This is a genomic window from Amycolatopsis sp. NPDC043887 (assembly GCF_056435665.1).
This window is the reverse complement of the sequence record NZ_JBWKEB010000012.1, coordinates 102667-126354: the sequence shown is the minus strand read 5'-3', so window position 1 is coordinate 126354 and position 23688 is coordinate 102667. Positions and strand designations below refer to the sequence as shown.

Genomic DNA, 23688 nt, shown 5'->3' with positions numbered 1-23688 from the left:
TTAAGCTGGACGAATGGCTCGGGAACTCGCTTCTGCCGCACCGGCGCGGCCGCTGCGGCGCGACGCTGAACTCAATCGGCAGCGCATCATCGCGGCGGCACACACCGTCTTCGGCGAGCGCGGGCTCGAAGCGACTCTCGACGACGTCGCGCATCACGCGGGCGTCGGCGTGGGCACCGTCTATCGTCGCTTTCCGAGCAAAGAACACCTGGTCGAAGCCATGTTCGTCGACCAGTTCGAGACGATCCGCGAGTTCGCCGAAGAAGCGCTTCGCGCCGAAGATCCCTGGGAGGGATTCGCAGGCTTCACGTGGCGCGCGGCCGAACTGCACGCCGGTGACCGCGGGTTACGTGAAGTCATGTTGTCGAACGTCTTCGGCCAGGAGCGCGTCGCCGAGGCGAAATCCCGCATGGTGCCATTGATCACACAGCTCGTCGAACGGGCTCAGGCGGCCGGTGCCCTCCGCGCCGATTTCGTGCCGACGGACATACCGCTCCTGCACCAGATGCTCGGCTCGGTCATCGAGTTCACGCACGGTATCCAGCCGGACCTGTGGCGCCGGTGCCTCGCGATGCTGCTGGACGGCCTGCGCGCCGAACCTGGATGCGCCACCGCGTTGCCGCATCCGCCGCTGGACGTCGAGGCGCTGGACGAGGCGATGTGCTCGTTCCGGCTGCCCAAGCTGCGCTAGCCCCCGCATTTAGTCCTCTGAATGCGTCAAGGGAGCTTCGGGAACACCGCGACGGCGACCTCTCGCGCCGCCGCGCAGGTGGCCTCCTCCGGCGCCCCGTCGACGCCCACCACCGAGAGCATCGCCTGCTCGACCCGGTCCGGGGTGCCGGGGATCGGCCGGTGCGTGGTCACCTGGCAGAACGCGCCGGACGTCGTGACCTGGACCTGCCGGCCGCCCAGCGCCTCCGTCGCGCCCGGCGTGGTGTCCGCGCCCACCGACAGCGAGAAGCTGACCTTGCCGCGGATGCAGCTGTGCCCGGACAACGCCGGGGCCGGTTTGGTCTCCGGACCGGCGGCGGCGTCGAGCTCATGCTGGTCGAGCGGCGCGCACGGGGCGACCCGGCCCCACGAACGCTGGTCGAGGTTCAGCCGCCCGACCTTGCGCGCGCCGATCACGCCGGCCGCGCCGTCGACCGTCGCGTCGGCGATCCGGCAGCGGCCGGCCTGATCGGCGGGCGCCGTGTCGTCGGAGGTCACCGTGATGGACAGCCTGATCCCGTCGGCGAAGGTGAGCAGCCGGGTGCATGCGGTGTCTTCGTTGAACGTCGACCGCTGGACGCTGACGCCTTCCGGCAGCGGGCCGGCGTATTCGTACGGCTGATTGTTCGGATCCTGCCCGGAAGTGATCGGGCCGGTGGTCACGGTGTAGCGATTGGCGCCCTCGACGAATTCGAGGCGGCAGAACTCGAAAGACGTCAACGGCGGTTTGACCGCGTTTCCGCCGCCGATCACTTTCCGCTGGTCGACAAGGCTGCAGTAATCGAGCGACGAGTATTCCCCGAGCGCCTCGGAAGCGGTCAGGGCCTCCCCACCCGCCGTGGTCGACGGCGCCACCGCCGGTTCCGGGGTGGAACAGGCCGCGGCGAGGAACAGGCCGCAGAGTACTGCGCTGAGTCTCTTCGAGGGCACCGGAGCAGTATCGTCAAAAGATCGCGGAACACCAGCCCCTACGGGCGAAGAACACAGGAGCCGCCACGTTTTCCCAGGTGACCGCCTTACCGCGATTTCACGCCCTTAAGGGTGCGTTTCGTTCCGCGGTGGGATGCGGCAGGGCCGTCACGAGACGAGAATGGGTTTCACACACCGTGACGACCGAGAGGGAAGTACCGTGACGAACCCCGTAGCCGCCCGCCTGACCCGACCGCGCCAGGGCCGCATGATCGGCGGCGTCTGCGCCGGTCTCGCCAAACGCTTCGGCACCACGCCGGGCAAGGTCCGTCTGCTCGCCGTGCTGTCCTGCCTGCTGCCCGGCCCGCAGTTCATCGTCTATCTCGTGCTGTGGCTCGCCCTGCCCGAGAGCGAGTACTGAGCCGGCCTCAGCCGTTGGGATCGAAGGGGATGCCCGCCGGTTTGGCCTTCCCCAGATTGTGTTCGAAGGCGCCGTCCTTGATCGCCAGGCTCGCGCTGCCGAAATCGGCGCGGACGAGCGTGTCCCGGATACCGGGCGGGAACCCGTCCCAGCTGACGAGGTCCGGGTACTGCCAGGCGTTGTAGTGGTTCTCCGGCGGTTCGGTCGCGCTCGCGATGCGGAAGCAGTGGGTGCTCGCGCCGTCCTTGTGATAGACGATCTTCGGGTGGGTCCCCTCCCAGGAGACCTTGGAGCGGTCGTGAGTGGAGTAGTTGCCGTGCGCTGACGTCGAGACGTACCGGGCCTGACCCTCGTTGACCCAGACGACGACGTGTTCGATGTCGTGCCGGTGCCCGCAGCAGTCGATGCCCGGGACGGCCTGGTCCTTTTCGAAGTAGAGGTCGTAGAGGTGGGCGCACCAGCCGTTGTTGCACTTCGACCGCGCGTAGGAGTTGGTGTTGTCGAGGTCCGACCGGTCGCGGCACTGACCGTTGAGGGCTCCGGAGTTCTTGAGACCGGTGGCGACCGCGCCGGTCGGTGAGATCGCGGGCGTCGGGTAGCAGCCGTCGGTGTCGTAGTCGAACGCGGGCTGCCACTTGCTGTCGGCTTCGGTCGCGTTCGCCGGCAAGGCCTGTGGTGGTTCGGCCCAGGCGACGGCGGGGGCGAGCGCGGTGATGAGGACCGCGCCGGCCAGACCCTGCAGGAGACGGCGTGTCAGCTTCTTCGGCAAGGCAGGCGCCCTTCTCTAGGTACCGTTGCGGGGCTGAGGATCCCCGATCGCCCTGTGAGGCGTACACCGCCGAAGGTGGGGAATTCACGATGTCCGAAGTGGACAACGCACACACGTGACTGAAGGCGTAACTCGCGTGAAGGCCCCCTTCCCCTTGGGCTCAGCCGAGGGAAGGGGGCCTTCACGCGCTACAAGAGAGAGCTAGTCGGTGTAGGTCAGGTTCTTGCCGCTGGCCCCGTCGAACAGCTTGATCTTGTCCGCGTCGAACCACAGCTCGACGTTCTGGTTCTCCGCCGCCGACGAGGCCGCCGAAAGGCGGGCCACGATCTGCGACTCGGAGCCGGGTACGTCCGAAGAACCGCTGTCGGCGGCGAGATCCGCGAGGTCGGACGACGACGCGGCCTCACCCTCGACCGAGAAGTGCGCGAACTTCTCGGAACCCATCGACTCGAGGACGTCGACGTGGGCGGTGAACGTCGCGCCCTGGCGGGCGGCGGCGTCCACCAGCGCGGCGTCCTCGAAGTGCTCCGGCCGGATGCCGACGATGACCTCACGCGGCGCGTTGGCCGCTTCGACCAGCTGCCGCACCCGGTCGGTGAGCGGGATGTCGCCCAGCGCGCTGCGGGCCGTCCCGTTCTCCAGCGTCGCGGGCACGAAGTTCATCGACGGGCTGCCGATGAACCCGGCCACGAACAGGTTCGCCGGGTTGTCGTAGAGGAACTGCGGCGACCCGATCTGCTGCACGTAGCCGGCCCGGAGCACGACGACCCGGTCGCCGAGGGTCATGGCCTCGGTCTGGTCGTGCGTGACGTAGAGCGTCGTCGTGCCCAGCTGTTTCTGGATCTTCGACACCGACGTCCGCATCTGGCCGCGGAGCTTCGCGTCCAGATTGGACAGTGGCTCGTCCATCAGGAACGCCTTGGGATTGCGGACGATCGCCCGCCCCATCGCGACGCGCTGGCGCTGACCACCGGAGAGGTTCGCCGGTTTGCGGTCCAGGTGCCCGGTCAGATCGAGGATCTGCGCCGCCTCCTCGACCTTGGCCCGTACCGTCCGGTCGTCGACCTTGGCCAGCCGCAACGGGAACGCCATGTTCTCCCGCACGCTCATGTGCGGGTACAGCGCGTAGGACTGGAACACCATCGCGATGTCGCGGTCCTTGGGCGCCTTCTCGTTGACGCGCTGGCCGTCGATGCGCAGTTCGCCGGAGGAGATGTCCTCCAGCCCCGCGACCATGTTCAGCGTCGTGGACTTCCCGCAGCCGGACGGGCCGACCAGGATGATGAACTCACCGTCGGCGATCGTGATGTCCACTTCGGACACCGCGAGGGCGCCGTCGGGGTACTTCTTGGACACTTTTTCGAGAACGATTTCAGCCATGGGTCAGCCCTTCACCGCACCGGACGTCAGCCCCGCCACGATGCGACGCTGGAAGAACAACACGAACAGGATGATCGGGACGGTGATCACCACGGCGGCCGCGGAGATCGTCCCGGTGGGGTCTTCGAACTGCGAGGACCCCGTGAAGAACGACAGCGCCGCCGGGACCGTGCGCGAGGCCTCGGTCGAGGTCAGCGAGATCGCGAACAGGAAGTCGTTCCAGCAGAAGATGAACACCAGGATCGCGGTGGTGAACACCCCCGGTGCCGCCAGTGGCGCGATCACCTTCCGGAACGCCTGCGCCGGGGTCGCGCCGTCCATCTTCGCCGCCTTTTCCAGCTCCCACGGGATTTCCCGGAAGAACGCGGACAGCGTGTAGATCGACAGCGGCAGCGCGAACGTGATGTAGGGCAGGATCAGCCCCGGCCAGGTGTCGAACAGGCCCAGCTCACGTTCGATGTTGAACAGCGGCGTCACCAGCGACACCTGCGGGAACATCGCGATCAGCAGCGACATCCCGACCAGCACCTGCTTGCCGGGGAAGTCCAGCCGCGCGATCGCGTACGCCGCCATCGTGCCGAGGACGACCGCGATCACCGTCGCGATGATCGCGATCCCGATCGAGTTCACCAGTGCCCTGATGAACTCCGTGGTCTCGAAGATGTCCGCGTAGTTCTGCCACGTCCATTCCGACGGGATGAAATTCCCGTCGTCCAAGGTCTCCTTGGTCTTGAACGAAAGCGAGACCACCCACAGCACCGGGAACAGCGCGAACACCAGGACCAGGATGTCGACGAGGCCCCACTTGAACTTGCGGCCGGGAGTGACCGCTCCACCGATCGCCATCAGCGCTTACCCCCATTGTCACTGCCGGGTGCGGCCGTGCCGAACACCTTGATGAAGATGAACGCGATGATCGCCACCGTGAGGAAGATCAGCACCGCCATCGTCGACCCGATCCCCAGGTTCAGGCCCTTGACCAGGTTGTTGTAGGTCTGCATCGACACCGAAGACGTGTCCTGCGCGCCGTTGGTGAGCACGAAGATGTTGTCGAAGATGCGGAACGCGTCCAGGGTGCGGAACAGCAGCGCCACCAGGATCGCGGGCTTCATCACCGGCAGCATCACCTTCGTGAACCGCTGCCACGCCGTCGCGCCGTCCATCGCCGCGGCCTTCAGCAGATCGTCCGGCACCAGCGCCAGGCCCGCCATCAGCAGCAGCGCCATGAACGGCGTCGTCTTCCACACCTCGGCCAGCACGATGATCGCCAGCGATGGCCAGTACTCGGTCAGCGGCGCGCTGTCCGGGTAGAACAGGTTGGCCAGGTAGCCCGTGTCCGGTGTCCAGGCGTAGTACCAGGAGAACGCCGCGACCACCGTCACGATGCCGTACGGGATCAGGGCGACCGTCCGCACGAGGCCCCGTCCGACGAGCGTCCGGTGCATGATCAGCGCCAAGCCCATGCCGAGGACGAACTCGATCACCACCGAAACGATGGTCAACCCCATCGTCGTCCCGAACGCCGTCCACCAGTAGCCGTTGGACAGCACCGCGATGTAGTTGTCGAGGCCGACGAACTCCTGCTGCGCCGGGAACCTGAGGTCGTAGCGCTGCAGGGAGAGCCAGATCGAGTAGATGATCGGGTACCCGGTGACCGCGATCATCACGATCGCCGCCGGGGCGCACAGCCACAGCCCGAGCCTGCGTTCGGCCTTCTTTCCTTCACTGAGAACGGGTCTGGCCTTCTTGCCCGGCTTGCTCCCGGTCGCCGTACCGGCGGTTTCCTGCACGGTCACGGGATCACTCCCTTCGACTGGAGCGCGTCGGCGAGTTCTTCCTTGAGTTTCTCCGCCGTCTTCCGCGGATCGATCTCGGACGGCGGGGAAAGCACCTTCGACAACACCGTCGAGGCGTTCTGGTAGGCCGGGGTCAGCGGCCGCACCGCGGCGTCCTTGAGGGCCTCCAGGATCGTTTCCCGCATCGGGTACTTCGTGTCCATACTCGGGTTGTCGTCACTCTGCGGTGCCGTCGCGTCGAGTGGCAGCGTGTCCGTGTAGAGCGATTCGATCGTCGGCGGGACACCGTCCTTGAGCGCGGAGAACTTCTGGTTCTTCGCGCTGCGCAGGCACAACGCGACCTCGTAGGCCTCGGCCTTGTGCTTCGAGGTCGAGCTGACCGCCAGGTTGTAGCCACCGATCGTGGTCTTGGCGGGCTTGCCCGCTTCGAACTCCGGATAGGTGGTCCACTTGAAGTGCTTCAGCTCGTCCTTCTTCTCCTTGGCGTAGGAGGCGTAGACGAACGGCCAGTTCAACTCGAAGGCGGCGTTCCCGCGCTGGAAGGCCTGGCGGACCTCGTCCTCCTTGGAGTTGGTCAGCGACGGGTCGGTGATCCCGGCCGTGGTGACCTTCTTGAGCATCTCCAGCGCCTTGATCGCGCCCTCGTCCATCACGACCGACTTGCCGTCGTCGGAGAGGATCTTGCCGCCCGCCGACTCGACGAGCGTGTTGTAGATGACGACCAGGCCTTCGTACTGCGCGCCGGTGAACACGACGTTCGCCGGCTTGCCCTGCGCCTTGAGCGCCTGGGCCTGCTGGATCATCTCGTCCCAGGTCTTCGGCGGCGTCGGGGTCAGCCGGTCGTCGTACCAGAGCAACTGGACGTTGGTGTTCTTGGTCGCCGCGTAGAGCTTTCCGTTCCACGTGGCGGTTTCGAGGGGACCCGGCAGGACACCCGCGGTCGCCTCGGCCTTGGCTTCACCGGTCCATTCGTCGATCCAGCCCGCCTCGGCGAACTCCGAGACCCAGGTGACGTCCAGCCCCAGTACGTCGAGCGAATCGTCCCCGGCGGCCAGCCGTCGCACCATCTGTTCCCGCTGGCCGTCGGCCGGGCGCGGGAGCTTGTTGTACACGACCTCGTACCGCCCGCCCGAGGCCTTCGTGCAATCGTCCACAACGGACTGGAAATTGTCTTCGGGCGCGTAGTAGACGTTGATCTTCAGCCCGGCATCCGAACCGCAACCCGCCAGCAAGCCGGCCGTCAGCGCCGCCGCGCCGAGTAGCGAGCCGGTGCGGCCTGGTGAGCGGCCCCTCCGGCTCGCGCTCATCCTCTTCCCCATGAGGCCTCCTCACCCGCGCACGCCTGGGGAGCGGCGGCACTAGGACGCGTTGAAGAAGCCCGCGCGCCAGCACCCCGACGTGCTAGTGCTCGGGCGGACACGCTGGAGTACGCGACCGCCCGACTGGTGTTGTGCAACCTATTCCGGGCGATCACCGCCCGCAAGCAGTATCGGTAACGATTCAGCGGACCGCACGACGAACAGGTGAACAAGTACCGCCGAATGTCAGTGGTCTGGACTCGGAGTCATCAGGTGGGACGGCCGCCCAACGCCAACTGGGCGAGGAGCTCGCGCCCCTGTTCGGCCGAACGCGGCTGGCAGAGCACGTCGTAGCGGCCGGCGACCAGCTGGCTCGCGGAGGAGAAGTCGCGGCGGGACATGCCGTAGCTGATCGCCGCGAAGACCGTCCACGCCAGGATGCCGAGCACGAGCCCGCCGATCATGGGCTGCCAGGCGAAACCCTGGTTGTTGAACATGCCCAGCAGCAACCCGATGATCAGGCCGAACCACGCGCCGGACACCGCGCCCGTGCCGAGCACCCGGCCCCAGCTCAGCCGTCCGACGACGCGCTCGACGAGCATCAGGTCGACGCCGACGATGGTCACGTCGGAGACCCCGAACTCCTTCTCCGCGAGGAAACCGACGGCTTGCTGGGCTTCGCCGTACGTCGCGTAGGAACCGATCGGCCAGCCGGTAGGCGGTGTCGGCAGCCTGGGCAGCCCACCCGCGGCCCGGCCGCTTCCGCCAAAGGGAGCACTCACGTAATCACCTCTCGCCCATCCTGGTCCATCTTCTCAAGGACGGGCGAAAGGTGCGAACGTTCAGGAGCGGGACTTGTATTCGCGGAGCAGGCCACGGCTGATGATGGTCTTCTGGATCTCGCTGGTGCCTTCGCCGATGAGCAGGAACGGCGCCTCGCGCATGAGGCGTTCGATCTCGTATTCCTTGGAGTAGCCGTAGCCGCCGTGGATGCGGAAGGAGTCCTGGGTGACCTCGGCGCAGTACTCGCTCGCGATCAGCTTCGCCATGCCGGCCTCGACGTCGTTGCGCTCACCGGAGTCCTTGAGGCGGGCGGCGTTGACCATCATCAGGTGCGCGGCCTCGACCTTGGTGGCCATCTCGGCGAGTTTGAACGCGACCGCCTGGTGCTCGGCGATGGCCTTGCCGAAGGTCTTGCGCTGCTGGGCGTACTCGACGGCGAGCTCGAACGCGCGGATCGCGATCCCGCAGGCGCGGGCGGCGACGTTGACGCGGCCGACCTCGACACCGTCCATCATGTACGCGAAGCCCTTGCCCGGCGCTTCGCCGAGGACCTTGTCGGCACCGATCTTGTAGCCGTCGAACACGGCTTCGGTGGTGTCGACGCCCTTGTAGCCCATCTTGTCGATCTTGCCGGGGATGGTGAGGCCGGGCGCGACCTCGCCGAAGCCCTCGGGCTTCTCGACCAGGAAAGTGGTCAGGTTCTGGTGGGCCTTCTCGGCACCTTCGTCGGTCTTGACGAGCAGCGCGATCAGGTTGGAGCTGCCGCCGTTGGTCAGCCACATCTTCGAACCGTCGATGACGTAGCCGTCGTCGGTCCGGCGGGCGCGGGTCTTGATCGCGGCGACGTCGGAGCCGAGGTCGGGCTCGGACATCGAGAACGAGCCGCGCACCTCGCCGGTCGCCATCCGCGGCAGGAAGTGCTGCTTCTGCTCCGGCGTCCCGTGTTGCTTGATCATGTGCGCGACGATGAAGTGCGTGTTGATGACACCGGAGACGCTCATCCAGCCACGCGCGATCTCCTCGACCACGAGGGCGTAGGTCAGCAGCGATTCGCCGAGGCCGCCGTACTCCTCCGGGATGGTGAGCCCGAACAGGCCCATCTCCTTCATCCCCTCGACGATGTCGGCGGGATAGGTGTCGGAATGCTCGAGCTCCTGCGCGCGCGGGATGACCTCCTTGTCCACGAACTGGCGGACCGTGGCCAGGATTTCGGACTGCACGTCGGTCAAGCCGGCGGTCTGGGCGAGGCGAGCCATCGCTGCTCCCTAAATTCGCGCGCGCCGGGCTCCCGGCGCTGGGTTACCGGTGAGTATGACGCCTGCGGAGAGACCCCGCTATGAGCGCAGTCACGCGTACGCCATCCGTGACCATGGCAGACCTTTGGCGGATTCCCGCCGCACCAGCAGTACGCCTTTCCAACCCAGCCTCCGGCGCGGGGCAAGACTCCGGCCTGGCGACCGGCCCCCTGATATCTTTTCACTCTTCGGGCTGATCGGACTGGTGTCCGTGATCCCAGGGGTCGTCTTGGGTCACGTCGCCTTCGCGAAGGCCCGGCGTGGTGAGGTCGGCGGCCAGGGCATGGCGCTCGCCGCGTTCGTCGTCGCGCTGAACATCGCCGCGAAACACGGGGCTTTCCGGTAGCGATACGGTCCTCGTCTACGAGGGGACCGGCATGACGAATCCGCATGACCCGTACGGCCGGCAGCCCTACGGTCTCCAGCCGTATCAACCGCCGCCGCAGCAGTACTACGTCCAGCAGACCTACGTGCGGCCGCCGGACCAGGGCATGGCGGTGGCGTCGCTGGTGTGCTCGCTGATCGGGCTGGTCATGTGTTTCCCGGCGATCTTGGGGATCATCTTCGGGCACATCGCGCTCTCGAAGGCCAAACGCGGCGAAGCGGGCGGCCAGGGCATGGCCCAGGCGGGCATGATCATCGGGTACGTCGTCACCGCGCTGTGGTTGATCCCGGTCATCCTGTGGTTCGTTTTCGTCGTACTCGCGATCGGAGCCGCGGGCGTCTCGTGACCCGTCCCCGGATACGGTGGTGTCCCGCACGAACCAGGGGGCCAACCGGATGAGCAGTTCCGACTCGCAGGACACACCGTCGACGTCGTCCTACACCGACTCGAACACCTTCTCGGACCCGACTTCGGCGCCCGAAACCGTGTCGGGCCCGGCGGAACCGCAGCAGTTCCAGCCGCCGGCGCCCTTCACGCCGCCTCCGCCGTTCGAGCCACCCACTCCGTTCGAGCCGCCTTCGGCCTCAGCGCCGGACCCTGTACCCCCTCCCGACCCGGCTTCCGTTCCGGTTCCGGTCGAGACGTACGGGCAGGCCATCGACCCGCTGACCGCCGAGCCCGTGCCGCCGCCCTACGCGACTCCGGAGCCGCCGGTGTACACGCCCGTGCCGTTGCCCGCCGCGTACCCGCCGCCCCAGCCGTACAACCCGTACGCGGCGGTGGCTCCCCCGCGATCGCAGGACAACGGGATGGCGATCGCCGGGCTGGTGTGCTCGCTCATCGGGATCTGCTCCTGTGTGACGGTGATCGTCGGGCTGATCCTGGGGCACATCGGATTGGCGAAGGCGAACCGCGGTGAAGCGGGCGGGCGTGGCATGGCGCTCGCGGCGGTGATCATCGCCTACGTCGTGATCGCGCTGTACGTCGGTTTCGGCGGCACGATGATCATCCTGGGCGTGAACGGCCAACTCGATTAGCAGCGGGAATGTGGCGGCAGTTGGTCGCAGGTCCGTGAAGGCCTCCTTGCCTACCCTGAAGGTAGGGAAGGAGGCCTTCACGGACTACGCGATCGCCATCCGCAGCCTCAGCAACACCACCAGCCCAGCAGTCTCAGTGGCGGCGCGTGAAGGCGGCGGTGGCCTGGTGGGGCACGTCTCGTGAGTGGTAAGGACGGTTAGAACCGTCCTTACCACTCACGAGGCTTGACCGACATCACCCGGTTCCCTGGGCGCCGGCGCCACCTGACCGTTGGCCTCCGGTTCTTCCGGCGCTCCCCGCTTCGGCGTGTTCGCGTCGAGGAAACGCAGCAGCTCCACCGGGAACGGCAAGACCAGCGTCGAGTTCTTCTCCGCCGAGACCTGCACGACGGTCTCGAGCAGCCGCAGCTGCAACGCCGCCGGAGTGTCGGCCATGGTCGCGGCCGCCTGCGAAAGCTTGTGCGATGCCTGCAACTCCCCGTCTGCCGAGATGACCCGCGCCCGCCTTTCGCGTTCGGCTTCGGCCTGACGCGACATCGAGCGTTTCATCGACTCCGGCAGCGCGACGTCCTTGATCTCGACCCGGTCGATGTGGATGCCCCAGTCCAAGGCCGGGCTGTCGATCATCAGCTCCAGGCCCTCGTTCAGCCGTTCTCGGTTCGACAGCAGGTCGTCCAGGTCGCTCTTGCCGATGATCGACCGCAGCGAGGTCTGCGCGACCTGCCCGACGGCCGAGCGGTAGTCCTGCACGTTGACCGCGGCCAGCACCGGGTCGATCACCTTGAAGTACACGACCGCGTCGACCCGCACGGTGACGTTGTCGCGGGTGATGCCGTCCTGTGCGGGGATCGGCATCGTGACGATCTGCATGTTGACCTTCTGCAGCCTGTCCGCGATCGGCACCAGCAGCGCGAGCCCCGGCTGCCGGATGGCCGGGCGCACCCGCCCGAACCGGAACACGAGACCGCGTTCGTACTGTTTCACCACGCGAAGGCTGGCCGCGAGCCACGCACCGCCCGCGACGGCGACCGCACTGAGAATCTCCACCACCATGGCTGCTCCCGGGGTTGTTCTCGCTGTTCACGGTACGCCCGGCGGGTCACGGGGGAAACACGGTGGACAAGCCTGCCAAGGTGGGTTCGTGACCGGTTTCAAGATCCCGCCCAAGTTCCTCGACCGCGCCGCCGAACTCGGCCCCGGAGCCGCCGAGTGGCTCGACTCCCTCCCGTTCCTCGCCGAGAAGTACACCGCCAAGTGGCAGCTCGAATACGACGGCGAGGCCATGCACGGCTTCGTCGGCGTCGCGCAGCCGGTGCGCCGAGCGGACGGCTCCCCCGCGATCCTCAAACTCGGCTGGCCGCACGAGGAATCCGATGACGAACCGCTCGCACTGTCCACTTGGGCCGGTCAGGGCGCGGTTTTGATGTACGACAACGTGCCTGAGGACGGCGTGCTGCTGCTGGAGCGGCTCGACGCCACCAGGTCGCTCGAAACGGAGCCGATCCGGGAGGCCGTCGAGACCGTCGGCGCCCTGGCACGACGGTTGGCCGTCCCCGCTCCCGAAACGCTGCAGCGATCCCTTCGCGAGGAAGCCGCGGAACTGGTCACCGAACTCCCGGAGACCTGGAGCGAGCTGGGCGAACCGTTCGATCGCAAGTACCTCGACGCCGCCGTGGAAATCTGCGTGAACCTCGGACCGGAGGCCGGTGAGCTGATGGTGAACGAGGACCTTCATTTCGAGAACGTCCTCGCCGGGGAACGCGAACCGTGGCTGGTGATCGACCCGAAGCCGCTTTCGGGTGATCTCGAGTTCGGCGCGATCTCGATCCTCTGGAACCGGGCGAACGAGTCCACAATGGACGAAAAGCTCGCGTGGTTCGCCGCGGCCGCCGGGGTGGACGCCGAACGCGCGCGGGCGTGGACGCTGGTCCGCGCGGTGCAGAACTGGATCTGGCTGTACGAAGACCTCGCGGAGGGCGCCTCGCCCGAGACCCTCGCCGAAGACCCGGCCTACGCCGCCGTTCCCGGAATCGCCGCCTGGGCATTGCGGTGATCACACGAATCGTCTCGGGCCCCGGGAGCGGATAACCTTCGGGCATGGCAGCCGTGAACAGGGTATTCGCAGCTCAGCTGGCCGGTTTGCCGGTTTTCGGCCCCGATGGTGAATCGATCGGCAAGGTGCGGGACCTGGTGGCGGGCCTGCGCTTGGACCAGCAACCCCCGCGGATCCTGGGCATCGTGGTCGAGCTGACGACGAGGCGCCGCGTGTTCGTGCCGATGTTGCGCGTGACCTCGATCGAGCCCAGCGCGGTCACGCTCGCCACCGGATCGGTGAACATGCGGCGGTTCCACCAACGGCCCAACGAGGTGCTGGTGGTCGGGCAGCTGTTCGACGCGCACGCCACGCTCGCCGGCTCGGACACGCGGGTCACCGTCGTCGACGCCGGCATGGAACCGACCCGGACGCGGGACTGGGTGCTCGCGAAACTCGCGATCCGGGAACGGTCGAGCAGGCTCGGCCTCGGCAGACGGCGCTCGGCGATGCAGGTGCTGCCGTGGGCGGAGGTGTCCGGACTCGGGCTCACCGACCTGACCGGCCAGACCCAGGGCGCGGCGCAGCTGCTGATGCTGTTCGACACCATGCGCGCGGCCGACGTCGCCGCCACGGTCCGCGATCTGCCGCTCAAACGACGGCACGAGGTCGCCGACGCGATGGACGACGAGCACCTGGCTGACGTCATCGAGGAGCTTCCCGAAGACGACCAGAAGGAACTGCTGTCCTACCTCGCCGAGGAACGCGCAGCCGACATCCTCGAAGCGATGGACCCCGACGACGCCGCCGACCTGCTGGCCGAGCTGGCGCCCGCCGAACAGAACCGGTTCCTGGAGCTGATGGAACCCGAGGAGTCGGCGCCGGTGAAGCGGCTGCTGGAGTACTCCTCCGACACCGCGGGCGGGTTGATGACGCCCGAACCGGTGGTGCTGACGCCGGACGCCACGGTCGCGGAGGCGCTCGCGCATATCCGCAACGCGGACCTCCCGGTGGCGCTGGCGAGCATGGTGTTCGTCTGCCGTCCGCCGACGGAGACGCCGACCGGGCGCTTCGTCGGCGTCGTGCACTTCCAGCGTCTGCTGCGCGAACCACCCGCGGAGATGGTGGCGAGCGCCGTCGACTCCCAGCTGCCCGCGCTGCGGCCGAACGCCACCTTGTCCGAGGTCACCCGCTACTTCGCCGCCTACAACCTCACCTGCGGGCCGGTGGTGGACGCCGAAGACCACCTGCTCGGCGCGGTCACCGTCGACGACGTGCTCGACCACCTGCTCCCGGAGGACTGGCGCTCGACCGGGCTGCACGACATCACCGGCGAGATCACCGAGGAGGCCGAACGTGCCTGAACTGATGTCCGGGCGGCGGCTCGACCAGCCCCGCGGCCAGAGCCGGTTCAGGCTGAACATCGATCCGGACACCTTCGGCAGGCTCACCGAACGGGTCGCGCGGTTCCTCGGCACCGGCAAGTACCTGTTCTGGCAGACGCTGATCGTCATCGTCTGGATCGTGCTGAACCTGGTCGCGGTCTCGCTGCGGTGGGACCCGTACCCGTTCATCCTGCTGAACCTGGCGTTCTCGACGCAGGCCGCGTACGCCGCGCCGCTGATCCTGCTGGCGCAGAACCGGCAGGACGACCGCGACCGCGTCTCGCTGGAGGAAGACCGCAATCGCGCCGCGCAGACGAAGGCGGACACCGAATACCTCGCGCGGGAGCTGGCTTCGCTGCGGATCGCGCTCGGCGAGGTCGCCACCCGGGACTTCCTGCGGGGCGAACTCGACCGGCTCCGTGAGGATCTTGACGCCAAGCCGCGCAAGGCCAAACCCGACCGCGCCCCTACCGGTACTTGATTTTTGCGGATGAGCCCCCGGCCGCGATCCCATCGCCAGGGCGCACGCTGGCCGAACAGGTCACTTCTTGCTCGCCAGGGCGCCCTGCCGCTGTGATCCCGGGGCCTTCGGCCAGGCGGGTCCGTCCAGCTCCGCCTACCGGTACGTAACATGGTGGGGTGACCAGTACGCAGCAACTCCCCAGCGTCGACGATGTCCGCACCGCGCTGAAGGCCGTGTACGACCCGGAGATCAAGAAACCGATCACCGAACTCGGCATGGTCAAGGACGTGGAGGTCGGCTCGGACGGTGTGGTCACCGTCGGGATCTACCTGACGGTCGCCGGTTGCCCGCTGAAGGCGACGTTGACCAACGACACCACCGAAGCCGTCAAGAAGCTCCCCGGCGTCAGCGACGTCCGGGTCGAGCTCGACGTGATGAGCGACGAGCAACGCACGGAGCTGCGAAAATCGCTGCGCGGCGACGCCGCGGAGCCGGTGATCCCGTTCGCGCAGCCCGGTTCGCTGACGCGGGTCTACTGCGTCGCGTCCGGCAAGGGCGGTGTCGGCAAGTCCTCGGTGACGGTGAACCTCGCGGCCGCGATGGCCGAACGCGGGCTTTCCGTCGGCGTGGTGGACGCGGACATCTACGGGCACTCGGTGCCGCGGATGCTCGGAGCGCGAGAGAAGCCGACCAAGGTCGACACCATGATCATGCCGCCCCAGGCGCACGGCGTGAAGGTCATCTCGATCGGCATGTTCACCCCGGGCAACACCCCCGTGGTGTGGCGCGGGCCGATGCTGCACCGCGCGTTGCAGCAGTTCCTCGCCGACGTGTTCTGGGGCGACCTCGACATCCTGCTGCTGGATCTGCCGCCGGGCACCGGTGACATCGCGATCTCGGTGGCGCAGCTGATCCCGAACGCGGAGATCCTGGTCGTCACCACTCCGCAGCAGGCGGCCGCCGAGGTGGCTGAGCGCGCGGGCGCGATCGCGCTCCAGACGCGGCAGCGCGTGGCCGGGGTCATCGAGAACATGTCGTGGCTGGAGACACCCGACGGGCAGAAGATGGAGATCTTCGGATCCGGCGGCGGGCAGTCCGTGGCCGACTCGCTGTCGAAGTCGGTCGGGTCGACCGTGCCGCTGCTCGGGCAGGTCCCGATGGACCCGCGCGTGGTCTCCAACGGCGACGCCGGGACGCCGATCGTGCTGGCCGAGCCGGACGCCCCGGCGTCGCTCGTGCTCAAGGAGGCGGCGAAGAAGCTGACCGTCCGGGCACGCGGGCTGGCCGGGATGATGCTGAACGTCACTCCCGCCGGCCGCTGACTCCCCCTCTTACGCATTTAGTCCTCTGAATGCGGTACTTGCACACGCAAGGACCGCATTCAGAGGACTAAATGCGTGGGGTCAGGTGGCGTCCGGGTCGACCGGCGGGCGCTCCCCCGGCTTCAGAGGCTCGGGCTGCGAAGCCGTCGCCGGGTAGCCGTTGGGCTTCGAAGCCCCGTTGGCACCGTTCGTCCCGTTGGCACCATTGGTGCCGTTGATGTTGTTGAGCCCCAGCGGATCCGAGTCACCGTCGAACAGGTGCTGGGTGACGACCCGCTTCGGGTCGAAGTTCCGCAGGCCCCTCAGGTCCTCCAGCGGCTTGCGCAGCTGATCGAACTCCGGGCCCATCTCCTCGCGCAGCTGCGTCTTGGCCCCGGTCGCGAAGTCGCGGACCTTGCGGACGCTCTTCGCCACCCAGGACGCCGCTTCGGGCAGCCGTTCCGGACCGAGGATGAAAAGACCCGCGACGACGATGATGAGGATCTCTCCCCAGCCGACACTCTCGAACACCCGTGTGAACCTCCGCCTCGGCGTCTTCCCCGTTCAGGGTACCCGGCCGAACTCGCTAGTCCGAGGCCAGTTTCACGTCCACGACAAGAGAAGACCCATCCCGGACAAGGCGGACAGGGACCACTTCGCCGACTTCGCGAGCGCGGACCGCGACGAGCAGTTCCGCCGAGTCGCGCACGAGCCGTCCGCCGACTTCCGTGATGACGTCGCCTTCTTTGATTCCGGCGGAGGCCGCGGGGCCGCCAGGGGCGACGTTGCGAACCTGTGCGCCCATGGTGCTGGAGCCCGCGACGGTCGATGAAGCGTTGATGCCGATGTCGGGATGGACGACCTTGCCGTCCTTGATCAGTGTTTTCGCGATTTTCACCGCGTAGTCACTGGGGATGGCGAACCCGATGCCGATGCTGCCGCCTTCGGCGCTGGAAGAGCGGATCGCGGAGTTGATGCCGACCAGCGCACCGGTCGCGTCGACGAGCGCGCCGCCCGAGTTTCCGTGGTTGATCGCGGCGTCGGTCTGGATGGCCTCGTAGATCACCGGCGCGCTGCCGCCGTCGCCACCGGCGGTCACCGGGCGGTTGAGCGCGCTCACGATGCCCGCGGTGACCGAGTTCTGCAGCGCCAGCGGCGAACCGACGGCGATCACCGAGTCGCCGACGGCGAGGTCGGAAGACTTCCCGACCTGCAGCGCGGTCAGGTTCTTGACGTCGACCTTGACCACGGCGAGGTCGGTTTTGGGGTCGGCGCCGACGACCTTCGCCTCGACGCGCCTGCCGTCGAAGAACACGGCGGTGACCTTGGTGGCCGCGTCGGCCGTCGCGGCGGAGATCACGTGTTCGTTCGTGAGCACGTAGCCCTGGGTGTCGATGACGACGCCGGAGCCCTGCTGGCCCGCGTCGGCGCCGGGTTTGAACACTTCGAGCGAGACCACGGCGGGCGCCACCCGGTGGGCGATGTCAGCGATCGAACCCGCCGGACGCTCCTTGGCCGCGTCGGCTTCGGAGATGCTGGCCTGCCCGGTCAGTTCGGTGCCGGTGTCGGCGAACCACCAGCCGATCAGCCCGCCGGCGGCGCCGATGACCAACGCGACGGCGGCGAGCATCGCCAGCGCCTTCGTCTGCACACGCCGCCCGAAAAGGACCTCCGGAAGGCTCAGCAGCGCACCCTGCGGGCGCTTCGCGTCCTTCTCCTCTTCCGAGTCCTGGTGCACGGCGGGCCCGGCGAGCACCGCGCCGGACGACGGGTCACGCCAGGGATCCGAGGTCGTGGTCCAGAGCGGGCCTTCGGCGCCGTTCGCGGACGGTGCGGAGCCGTTGGTCCCGTGCGGCCGCTCCAGCACGACACCTTCGGCGCCCGGCGGGCGGCGGAAGGCCTCGGCCAGCGATTCCGGCGTGGGGGGCGCGAGGTTCAGCCCCGGCGCGGACTGCCCGTTGGCGCCCGGCTGGTACAGCTTGTCGAAGGCACCATCGACACCGTGCGGCCTGCCGAACGTGGCCGCCTGCGCCGGATCGACGGCGGGCCTGGCCAGCGGGCGCGGCGCCAGCCGATCCCCCGCCGGGTCACCAGGCTGCTGCGGATTCGCGTTCGGCTGCTCGGTCATCATTCCCCGGGGCTGAGATCAGGTTGGCCGGACGCGAGAGTACGCCAGGCCTTACCCGGGATTCTGCCGTGACCACGGTGAAGTGCGCGTTGATTCCCCGAACCGGCAAGAAATGTGACACTTGAGGCAACTATGTCTCACGCCTGTCTCTCGCCAGCAATGGTCTCAGCAGCCGCCCAAGAAGGAGGGCTTCTCCTTTCAAAGTCCAAATGGTCCTGTTCGCCGCCTCGCTCGTCGTGGCCATCACGCTGAGGAGGCTGACGCGGTCCCGACGCCGTGCGATTCACCGCAAGCGCCGTACGCGGTGAGCTCACCGGGGTCGACAAGGGCGACTGGAACTGCAAGGACGGTTTCTACGAGTACGCCGTCCCGACGCCGCTGCGCGGGGAGGGCGTCGCCCTGCGCCTGGCGATCAACGCCAAGGTCGGACTGTGTTTCGACGACATCGAGATTACGACACCACCGCCGCTGAAGATCAGCAAGGGACTTCGAAGTTCAAGAGCGCGACCATCTGCTTCGTCACGCCCTGACGAAGCAGATCAGCGGGCGGACACCGGCATGGGCACGCTGGACGTGCTCGGGGTCGGCGTGGTGCTGCGCGGCGGTTCCGGCTGGGCGCCGCCGCCCAGCTGCGCGGGCAGCAGCCCGGCGTTGACGCCTTGCGGCGGGGTGAAACCGGTGGTCGGCTGGTCTTCGGTGCCGTCACCCGAGGTCGCGACGAGGGCCAGGGCGCTCAGGACCAGGCCCGAAACGACGACTCCGGCGCCCTGCGCGTACTTCCGCCGGGCGAGACCGAACCGCCCGCCGCCGAGGACGTTCGGCGACTGGCCCAGTGGCGCCGTTGATCCCAACGGCGCTGTACCGCCCAAAACCCCGGTGTCGCGCAGGCCGGCGACCCGGTCGGGCCGCTGGATGGCCACCAGCTGACCGTCGGCGGTCATCGCCAGGTTGTCCGGTGTGCCGGGAAGTTCGGTGTTCTGCGGGATGGAGCACAGGCTGGCCAGAAAACCCGCCGACATCGACGGGGCTCCCGCCTGCTTCACGGCGGCGACGGCCTGGCGCTGCGCGGTCACCTCGGCCGCGCACGCCTGGCAGCGGGCGATATGCGCCGAGGCCCTGTCCTGGGCGCCGAGGGACAGCTCCCCGTCGACGAAGGCGACGATGGCGTCCGGAAGCAGATGCGACTCGGGGAGTCCCCAACCTCGCGGTGCGGTCATACCCCCACCTTCGCAGACTCCTGCGCCGCAGCGCGACGGCGCTCCAAAGAAGCGCGAAGCGCCTGGCGGCCGCGGTGGATCCGGCTGCGCACGGTGCCGAGCTTGACACCGAGGGTGGCGCCGATCTCCTCGTACGAGAGGCCTTCGACGTCGCATAGCACGACCGCGGCACGGAACTCGGGCGGCAACTCGTCGAGCGCGGCCTGCAGGTCCGGGTCGAGATGCGTGTCCGAGTAGACCTGCTCGGGGCTCGGGTCGTCGCCGACGATGCGGTCGGTGTCCTCGGGGAGGCCTTCCATCCGCACGCGCGAGCGGCGGCGGGCCATGTCGAGGAAGAGGTTCGTGGTGATGCGGTGCAGCCAGCCTTCGAACGTGCCGGGCTTGTAGGACGCGAGGGAGCGGAAGACCCGGATGAAGGTCTCCTGCGTCAGGTCCTCGGCGTCATGGGCGTTACCGGTCAGGCGGTACGCCAGCCGGTACACGCGGTCGGCGTGTTCACGCACGACCTCGTCCCACGAGGGCGGCGTCCATGCGGCCTCGTCCACCGTCACCGGCGTGACCTGGTCCGCGTGCTGGTCCTGCATCGTTTCCTGCATCGGGGAAGTAGGCACCTCCATCAGCGTCTTCTCCCAACTACTCCACCCAACGCGGGCGATGAGCACGGTGTTCCCGTTGTCGAGGACCAGTCTGTCCGGCCTGCTTATGTTTCTAGTGAGACTGGACTGAGAGGAGGCTGAGAAGTCGGTACCAGGGAGTCTTCGCTCTTTTGACGATAGGCAGCGCTAACCTCCGCGTGTGAATTCCGGGACGCATGCGGGCTCGCCTGCCGAGGCCGCCGACGCCGACCTCGTCGACGGATACGTCCCCGACGACGAGGTACTGGCCGCCGCGCGGGCGCGGTCGGCCGATCTGGGATGCGGTCCGCTGAGCGCGGGCGCGGGTGCGACTCTGCGTTTTCTCGCCACGACGCTGCGGGCGAAGGCTGTCGTCGAGGTCGGGACCGGGGCCGGGGTGAGCGGGTTGTGCCTGCTCGGCGGCATGGTCGACGACGGGATCCTCACCTCGATCGACATCGAGCCGGAGTACCACCGGGCGGCGCGGACGGCGTTCCGCGAGGCCGGCTACGCGCCGGGGCGGACCCGCCTGATCATGGGGCGCGCGCTCGACGTCCTCCCCCGGCTCACCCCCGGCGGCTACGACCTGGTGTTCGTCGATTCGGCGCCGGTCGAGTACCCGAGCTGCTACGAGAAGGCCGTCTCGCTGCTCCGGCCCGGCGGGATACTGGCATTCCACAACGTCTCGGGGTCCAGGGTGACCGATCCCTCACGACGTGATCCGGACACCCTCGCGCTGCGGGAGGTCGCGCGGGCCTTCCGTGAGGACGAGCGGCTGGTCCCGGCACTGTTGCCGGTGGGCGGCGGGCTGCTGGTCGCCGCGATCGCGTAGCAAGGGACCTTTGCTACCACTTTTCAGACCCGTTCCGTGAAGGCCTCCTTGCCTACCCTCAAAGTAGGGAAGGAGGCCTTCACGGACTTGGGGACCACCGCGACCACGGCCACCGCGGCGAGGGCCAGCCAGGCGGCGGTGAGCACGATCAGCCAGGTCCAGCCCGCGCGCCCGAAGACGGTCGCGCCGACGGCGCCGCCGATACTGCTGCCGAGGTAGTACGAAAGCGTGTAGAGCCCGCCTACCTGGCCTCGGGCGTTCTCGGGCGCCTCCGCGGCGGCCCAGCCGTTGGCGACGGCGTGCGCGGCGAAGAACGCGCCGGTCAGCACCACGAACCCGGCGACGACCATGGGCAGCGAGTCGGACAGCGTCAGCGCGGCGCCCGCGATCGTAAGCAGCAGGGCACCCGCGAGCGACCGGCGGCGGCCGAATCGGCCGACGAGCTTGCCCGCCGTCGCCGACGAGACCGAGCCCATCGCGTACGCGAGGAAGACGAGCGACGCGATCGCGGGCGAGAGGTTCAGCGGCTCACCGGTCAGGCGGAATCCGGCGGCGTTGTACAGCGCGACGAAGGAGCCCATCGCCAGCAGCGCGACCGCGTACTGGACCAGCAGGACCGGCTTCCGCACCGCCGCGCCGAGCCCGGCCAATACCGCCCTGCCCTGCTCGCCTAACCGCTCTGACCTGCGACGATCCGCGAAAGTGGTAGCAAAGGTCCCTTGCTCCCCCGGCGGCAGAGCCAGCACCGTGACCACCGTGCAGACCAGCCCGATCCCCGCGACCACGAGCAGCGCGCCGTGGTAGCCGAACGGTCCGGCGGTGAACCCGGCCGCGAGCCGTCCGATCATGCCGCCGATGGTGTTCCCGGCGATCATCGCGCCCACCGCCGCCGCGAGCCCGGCCTTGCCGAGCCGTTCCGCGAGGTAGGCGGCGGCCACTCCGGGGAACCCCGCGATCGCGACCCCCTGCAGCGCCCGAAGCACGAGCAGCGCCGGGTAGCTGGGCGCCAGCGGCAGCAGGAAACCGAACACGACCGACGCGACCACCGAAGCGATGATCACCGGACGCCGACCCACGACCTCGGAGAGCGCCGCGATGGGCAGGACGGCGATCGCGAGCGCACCGGTCGCGACACTCACCGCGAGCGAAGCGCCACCGGGATCGAGGTGATACTGCTCCGCCAGCTGCGGCAGCACCGGCTGCGGCGCGTAGAGCAGCGCGAACGAGGAGATCCCGGCCGCGGCGACGGCGATCGTCACGCGGCGGGTGGTTCCGGTGGCAGGCACGGTCCCGAAGCTAAGCCTAGCTAAACGATACGTCTAATACGCTCATCTGCCACAATCGATACCGTGCTGAATGAAAGGATGACCGCCCAGCTAGCCCCGCAGCTCGCGCTGCTCACCGCACTCCGCCGCACGACGAACGTCACACGCGCGGCCGAGCTGCTCGGTGTCCCCCAGCCCACGGTAAGCCGCCGGATCTCGGCGCTCGGCGAGGCCCTCGGCGCCCCTCTCACGGTCCCCGACGGCCGCGGCATCCGGCTCACCCGGGCCGCCGAGCTGCTGGCCGATGCCGCCGAACGTGCCCTCGCCGCCGTCGACGCCGGAGTCCGCCAAGCCCGCGAAGAGGTCGACCCCGAATCCGGGCACGTCGTCCTCGGCTTCCTGCACCTGCTCGGCCGGTCGCTGGTCCCCACGTTGCTCCGCGGCTACCGCGCGGACCATCCGGGCGTCCGGTTCACCCTGGTCCAGGGGTCACGTCAGGACATGGTCGACAGGCTGACCAGCGGAGAACTCGACCTCGCGCTGCTCGCGCCCGCACCCGTCGACGACCCGCTGCTCGACGCCGCCGTGCTCACCGAGCAGGAGATCTTCCTGTCCGTTCCGACGTCGCACCGCCTCGCCGACCGGCCCAGCGCCGCCATCGAGGACCTCAAGGACGAGGAATTCGTGCTCCTCGAAACCGGGTACGGACTCCGCACCATCACCGACGACCTGTGCGCCGCGGCCGGCTTCGAGCCGAAGATCGCCTTCGAAGGGCAGGAATCCGACACAGTCCGCGGGCTGGTCGCGGCCGGGCTCGGCGTCGCGCTGCTCCCCCGTTTCGAGCCGGGCAGCCCCGCGGGGGTCGTCGAAGTCCCGCTGGTGCCGCCGGTCGGGCGGACCATCGGGCTGGCCTGGCGGCGCGACGTGGTCCTGCCGCCCGCCGTGCTGCGGTTCCGTGAGCGAGTCCGCGCGCAGCCTTGGTGACGATCGTCAGGGTCGATCACTGCCGTTCGTCCACCCCGGCAGGGAAGCATTTTCGCTAACTTCGGGTGAATGTACGACGACATCGTGGAGTTGGCGAGTGAGAGCCCGAGCTGGCTTCAGGCGACGGGAATCCTGTTCACCGAGGCAGGACTACTCGCCTTCGCGGCGCTCTTCGCCTGGCTGTTGTGGCGGGCCCGCACCTCACCCGTCCGGCTGGCCGTGGCGCTGCTGCCGCCCGCCGCGACCGCGATCGCGTACTTGATCAGCGAAGGGGTGAAGAGCGTGATCCAGGAGGACCGGCCGTGCCGTCACCTGGTCACACTCGTCGAATGCCCGCCGACGGGCGACTGGTCCTTGCCGAGCAATCACTCCACGATCGCCGCGGCGGCCGCCGTCGGCTTGGCACTCGCTTGGCGCCGGCTCGCGCCGTGGGTGCTCCCGGGCGCCCTGCTGATGGGCTTCTCACGGGTGTTCGTCGGCGCGCATTACCCGCACGACGTGCTCGCCGGGCTCGTCCTCGGGTCGGTCACGGCGTGGCTCGTGTTCCGGTACCTGAAGGGCCCGGCGACCGGGATCGCCCGACGGCTCACCGCCCATGCCGGAGACGCGCCGACCCAGCCCATGCCCAAGGTCGACCTGCGGGGCGGTAGCAAAGGTCCCTTGCTCCCGCCCCGCAGGTAACC

26 protein-coding genes are annotated in these 23688 nt (G+C 68.3%); 12 read left to right on the top strand and 14 right to left on the bottom strand.

Annotated elements, in window-relative coordinates; translation table 11 throughout:
• The first annotated feature begins 13 nt into the window (after positions 1-13).
• Entirely contained in the window at positions 14-691 is a 678-nt protein-coding gene (locus tag AC069H_RS29435) for a TetR/AcrR family transcriptional regulator (RefSeq protein WP_478228385.1), read from the top strand.
• 26 nt (positions 692-717) lie between these two features.
• Here AC069H_RS29435 and AC069H_RS29430 read toward each other — a convergent pair whose 3' ends face one another.
• Positions 718-1641: a hypothetical protein gene (locus AC069H_RS29430; protein ID WP_478234494.1), complete on the bottom strand. Its 924-nt coding sequence runs from the start codon at positions 1639-1641 to the stop codon at positions 718-720.
• A gap of 199 nt (positions 1642-1840) precedes the next feature.
• On the opposite strand from AC069H_RS29430, the gene AC069H_RS29425 reads away from it, so the two are divergent.
• Positions 1841-2041, top strand: coding sequence for a PspC domain-containing protein (locus tag AC069H_RS29425; protein ID WP_034313416.1), 201 nt, complete (start codon positions 1841-1843; stop codon positions 2039-2041).
• A gap of 7 nt (positions 2042-2048) precedes the next feature.
• Here the strand turns inward: AC069H_RS29425 and AC069H_RS29420 are convergent, their stop codons facing one another.
• The 7 genes from AC069H_RS29420 to AC069H_RS29390 all read right to left on the bottom strand — a co-directional run bounded on the left by AC069H_RS29420 (position 2049) and on the right by AC069H_RS29390 (position 9323).
• Positions 2049-2810: an NPP1 family protein gene (locus tag AC069H_RS29420; RefSeq protein ID WP_478234493.1), complete on the bottom strand. Its 762-nt coding sequence runs from the start codon at positions 2808-2810 to the stop codon at positions 2049-2051.
• Between the two features lie 201 nt (positions 2811-3011).
• A complete protein-coding gene (locus AC069H_RS29415; RefSeq protein ID WP_478234492.1) occupies positions 3012-4190 on the bottom strand; it encodes an ABC transporter ATP-binding protein in 1179 nt (392 codons plus the stop codon).
• Positions 4191-4193: 3 nt separating this feature from the next.
• On the bottom strand, positions 4194-5036 hold the full coding sequence (locus AC069H_RS29410) for a carbohydrate ABC transporter permease (protein ID WP_034313318.1): 843 nt from the start codon (positions 5034-5036) through the stop codon (positions 4194-4196).
• Positions 5036-5986 carry a carbohydrate ABC transporter permease gene (locus tag AC069H_RS29405; RefSeq protein WP_478234491.1) on the bottom strand — a complete coding sequence of 317 codons (951 nt, stop codon included), beginning with the start codon at positions 5984-5986 and terminating at the stop codon, positions 5036-5038. The genes AC069H_RS29410 and AC069H_RS29405 overlap by 1 nt, the downstream gene beginning before the upstream one ends.
• Positions 5983-7305 carry an ABC transporter substrate-binding protein gene (locus AC069H_RS29400; RefSeq protein WP_340684445.1) on the bottom strand — a complete coding sequence of 441 codons (1323 nt, stop codon included), beginning with the start codon at positions 7303-7305 and terminating at the stop codon, positions 5983-5985. Before AC069H_RS29400 ends, AC069H_RS29405 begins: the two co-directional genes overlap by 4 nt.
• A 248-nt stretch (positions 7306-7553) precedes the next feature.
• Complete coding sequence (locus AC069H_RS29395) at positions 7554-8066, bottom strand: YflT domain-containing protein (RefSeq protein WP_340684446.1); 513 nt, start codon at positions 8064-8066, stop codon at positions 7554-7556.
• Positions 8067-8126: 60 nt separating this feature from the next.
• Complete coding sequence (locus AC069H_RS29390; RefSeq protein ID WP_478228381.1) at positions 8127-9323, bottom strand: acyl-CoA dehydrogenase family protein; 1197 nt, start codon at positions 9321-9323, stop codon at positions 8127-8129.
• Positions 9324-9567: 244 nt separating this feature from the next.
• Here AC069H_RS29390 and AC069H_RS29385 point away from each other — a divergent pair, with 244 nt between their 5' ends.
• Genes AC069H_RS29385 through AC069H_RS29375 form a run of 3 tightly spaced genes read left to right on the top strand, consistent with a single transcriptional unit; the run spans position 9568 to position 10784 of the window.
• Entirely contained in the window at positions 9568-9708 is a 141-nt protein-coding gene (locus tag AC069H_RS29385; RefSeq protein ID WP_478234490.1) for a hypothetical protein, read from the top strand.
• Between the two features lie 31 nt (positions 9709-9739).
• A complete protein-coding gene (locus AC069H_RS29380) occupies positions 9740-10093 on the top strand; it encodes a DUF4190 domain-containing protein (protein ID WP_478234489.1) in 354 nt (117 codons plus the stop codon).
• Between the two features lie 49 nt (positions 10094-10142).
• Positions 10143-10784 (top strand): DUF4190 domain-containing protein, encoded by a 642-nt coding sequence (locus AC069H_RS29375; protein WP_478228378.1) that lies wholly within the window; start codon positions 10143-10145, stop codon positions 10782-10784.
• 216 nt (positions 10785-11000) lie between these two features.
• Here AC069H_RS29375 and AC069H_RS29370 read toward each other — a convergent pair whose 3' ends face one another.
• Complete coding sequence (locus tag AC069H_RS29370) at positions 11001-11837, bottom strand: slipin family protein (RefSeq protein ID WP_478234488.1); 837 nt, start codon at positions 11835-11837, stop codon at positions 11001-11003.
• Positions 11838-11925: 88 nt separating this feature from the next.
• Here AC069H_RS29370 and AC069H_RS29365 point away from each other — a divergent pair, with 88 nt between their 5' ends.
• From AC069H_RS29365 to AC069H_RS29350, 4 genes are all read left to right on the top strand, one after another.
• A complete protein-coding gene (locus AC069H_RS29365; protein WP_478234487.1) occupies positions 11926-12837 on the top strand; it encodes an aminoglycoside phosphotransferase family protein in 912 nt (303 codons plus the stop codon).
• A gap of 44 nt (positions 12838-12881) precedes the next feature.
• Complete coding sequence (locus tag AC069H_RS29360) at positions 12882-14180, top strand: magnesium transporter MgtE N-terminal domain-containing protein (protein WP_478234486.1); 1299 nt, start codon at positions 12882-12884, stop codon at positions 14178-14180.
• The gene (locus AC069H_RS29355) at positions 14173-14682 is read left to right on the top strand and encodes a DUF1003 domain-containing protein (RefSeq protein WP_340684452.1); all 510 of its coding nucleotides are present in this window, start codon (positions 14173-14175) and stop codon (positions 14680-14682) included. Before AC069H_RS29360 ends, AC069H_RS29355 begins: the two co-directional genes overlap by 8 nt.
• A 158-nt stretch (positions 14683-14840) precedes the next feature.
• The gene (locus AC069H_RS29350; RefSeq protein WP_340684453.1) at positions 14841-15986 is read left to right on the top strand and encodes an Mrp/NBP35 family ATP-binding protein; all 1146 of its coding nucleotides are present in this window, start codon (positions 14841-14843) and stop codon (positions 15984-15986) included.
• Positions 15987-16067: 81 nt separating this feature from the next.
• On the opposite strand, the gene tatB is transcribed toward AC069H_RS29350, so the two are convergent.
• The 4 genes from tatB to sigE all read right to left on the bottom strand — a co-directional run bounded on the left by tatB (position 16068) and on the right by sigE (position 19906).
• Complete coding sequence (gene tatB / locus AC069H_RS29345; RefSeq protein WP_478228374.1) at positions 16068-16496, bottom strand: Sec-independent protein translocase protein TatB; 429 nt, start codon at positions 16494-16496, stop codon at positions 16068-16070.
• 55 nt (positions 16497-16551) lie between these two features.
• Complete coding sequence (locus AC069H_RS29340) at positions 16552-18093, bottom strand: S1C family serine protease (protein ID WP_340684455.1); 1542 nt, start codon at positions 18091-18093, stop codon at positions 16552-16554.
• A 539-nt stretch (positions 18094-18632) separates the two neighbouring features.
• Entirely contained in the window at positions 18633-19310 is a 678-nt protein-coding gene (locus tag AC069H_RS29335) for an anti-sigma factor family protein (protein WP_478228373.1), read from the bottom strand.
• A complete protein-coding gene (gene sigE, locus AC069H_RS29330; protein WP_016331450.1) occupies positions 19307-19906 on the bottom strand; it encodes an RNA polymerase sigma factor SigE in 600 nt (199 codons plus the stop codon). Before sigE ends, AC069H_RS29335 begins: the two co-directional genes overlap by 4 nt.
• A gap of 199 nt (positions 19907-20105) precedes the next feature.
• Between sigE and AC069H_RS29325 the strand changes: the two genes are divergently transcribed.
• Positions 20106-20756, top strand: coding sequence for an O-methyltransferase (locus AC069H_RS29325; protein ID WP_478228372.1), 651 nt, complete (start codon positions 20106-20108; stop codon positions 20754-20756).
• Between the two features lie 23 nt (positions 20757-20779).
• Here AC069H_RS29325 and AC069H_RS29320 read toward each other — a convergent pair whose 3' ends face one another.
• On the bottom strand, positions 20780-22015 hold the full coding sequence (locus AC069H_RS29320) for an MFS transporter (protein WP_478234584.1): 1236 nt from the start codon (positions 22013-22015) through the stop codon (positions 20780-20782).
• Between the two features lie 105 nt (positions 22016-22120).
• On the opposite strand from AC069H_RS29320, the gene AC069H_RS29315 reads away from it, so the two are divergent.
• Positions 22121-23005: a LysR family transcriptional regulator gene (locus tag AC069H_RS29315; protein ID WP_478228465.1), complete on the top strand. Its 885-nt coding sequence runs from the start codon at positions 22121-22123 to the stop codon at positions 23003-23005.
• 69 nt (positions 23006-23074) lie between these two features.
• Positions 23075-23686 (top strand): phosphatase PAP2 family protein, encoded by a 612-nt coding sequence (locus tag AC069H_RS29310; RefSeq protein ID WP_478234485.1) that lies wholly within the window; start codon positions 23075-23077, stop codon positions 23684-23686.
• Positions 23687-23688 lie beyond the last annotated feature (2 nt).

What these genes read in the sequence shown, in the direction of transcription:
- AC069H_RS29435 (WP_478228385.1), top strand. Translation starts at nt 14, where the DNA reads ATGGCTCGGGAACTCGCTTCTGCCGCACCGGCGCGGCCGCTGCGGCGC.
- AC069H_RS29415 (WP_478234492.1), bottom strand. Translation starts at nt 4,190, where the DNA reads ATGGCTGAAATCGTTCTCGAAAAAGTGTCCAAGAAGTACCCCGACGGC.
- AC069H_RS29410 (WP_034313318.1), bottom strand. Translation starts at nt 5,036, where the DNA reads ATGGCGATCGGTGGAGCGGTCACTCCCGGCCGCAAGTTCAAGTGGGGC.
- AC069H_RS29400 (WP_340684445.1), bottom strand. Translation starts at nt 7,305, where the DNA reads ATGGGGAAGAGGATGAGCGCGAGCCGGAGGGGCCGCTCACCAGGCCGC.
- AC069H_RS29390 (WP_478228381.1), bottom strand. Translation starts at nt 9,323, where the DNA reads ATGGCTCGCCTCGCCCAGACCGCCGGCTTGACCGACGTGCAGTCCGAA.
- AC069H_RS29380 (WP_478234489.1), top strand. Translation starts at nt 9,740, where the DNA reads ATGACGAATCCGCATGACCCGTACGGCCGGCAGCCCTACGGTCTCCAG.
- AC069H_RS29375 (WP_478228378.1), top strand. Translation starts at nt 10,143, where the DNA reads ATGAGCAGTTCCGACTCGCAGGACACACCGTCGACGTCGTCCTACACC.
- AC069H_RS29370 (WP_478234488.1), bottom strand. Translation starts at nt 11,837, where the DNA reads ATGGTGGTGGAGATTCTCAGTGCGGTCGCCGTCGCGGGCGGTGCGTGG.
- AC069H_RS29360 (WP_478234486.1), top strand. Translation starts at nt 12,882, where the DNA reads ATGGCAGCCGTGAACAGGGTATTCGCAGCTCAGCTGGCCGGTTTGCCG.
- AC069H_RS29340 (WP_340684455.1), bottom strand. Translation starts at nt 18,093, where the DNA reads ATGACCGAGCAGCCGAACGCGAATCCGCAGCAGCCTGGTGACCCGGCG.
- AC069H_RS29335 (WP_478228373.1), bottom strand. Translation starts at nt 19,310, where the DNA reads ATGACCGCACCGCGAGGTTGGGGACTCCCCGAGTCGCATCTGCTTCCG.
- sigE (WP_016331450.1), bottom strand. Translation starts at nt 19,906, where the DNA reads ATGCAGGAAACGATGCAGGACCAGCACGCGGACCAGGTCACGCCGGTG.
- AC069H_RS29315 (WP_478228465.1), top strand. Translation starts at nt 22,121, where the DNA reads ATGACCGCCCAGCTAGCCCCGCAGCTCGCGCTGCTCACCGCACTCCGC.
- AC069H_RS29310 (WP_478234485.1), top strand. Translation starts at nt 23,075, where the DNA reads ATGTACGACGACATCGTGGAGTTGGCGAGTGAGAGCCCGAGCTGGCTT.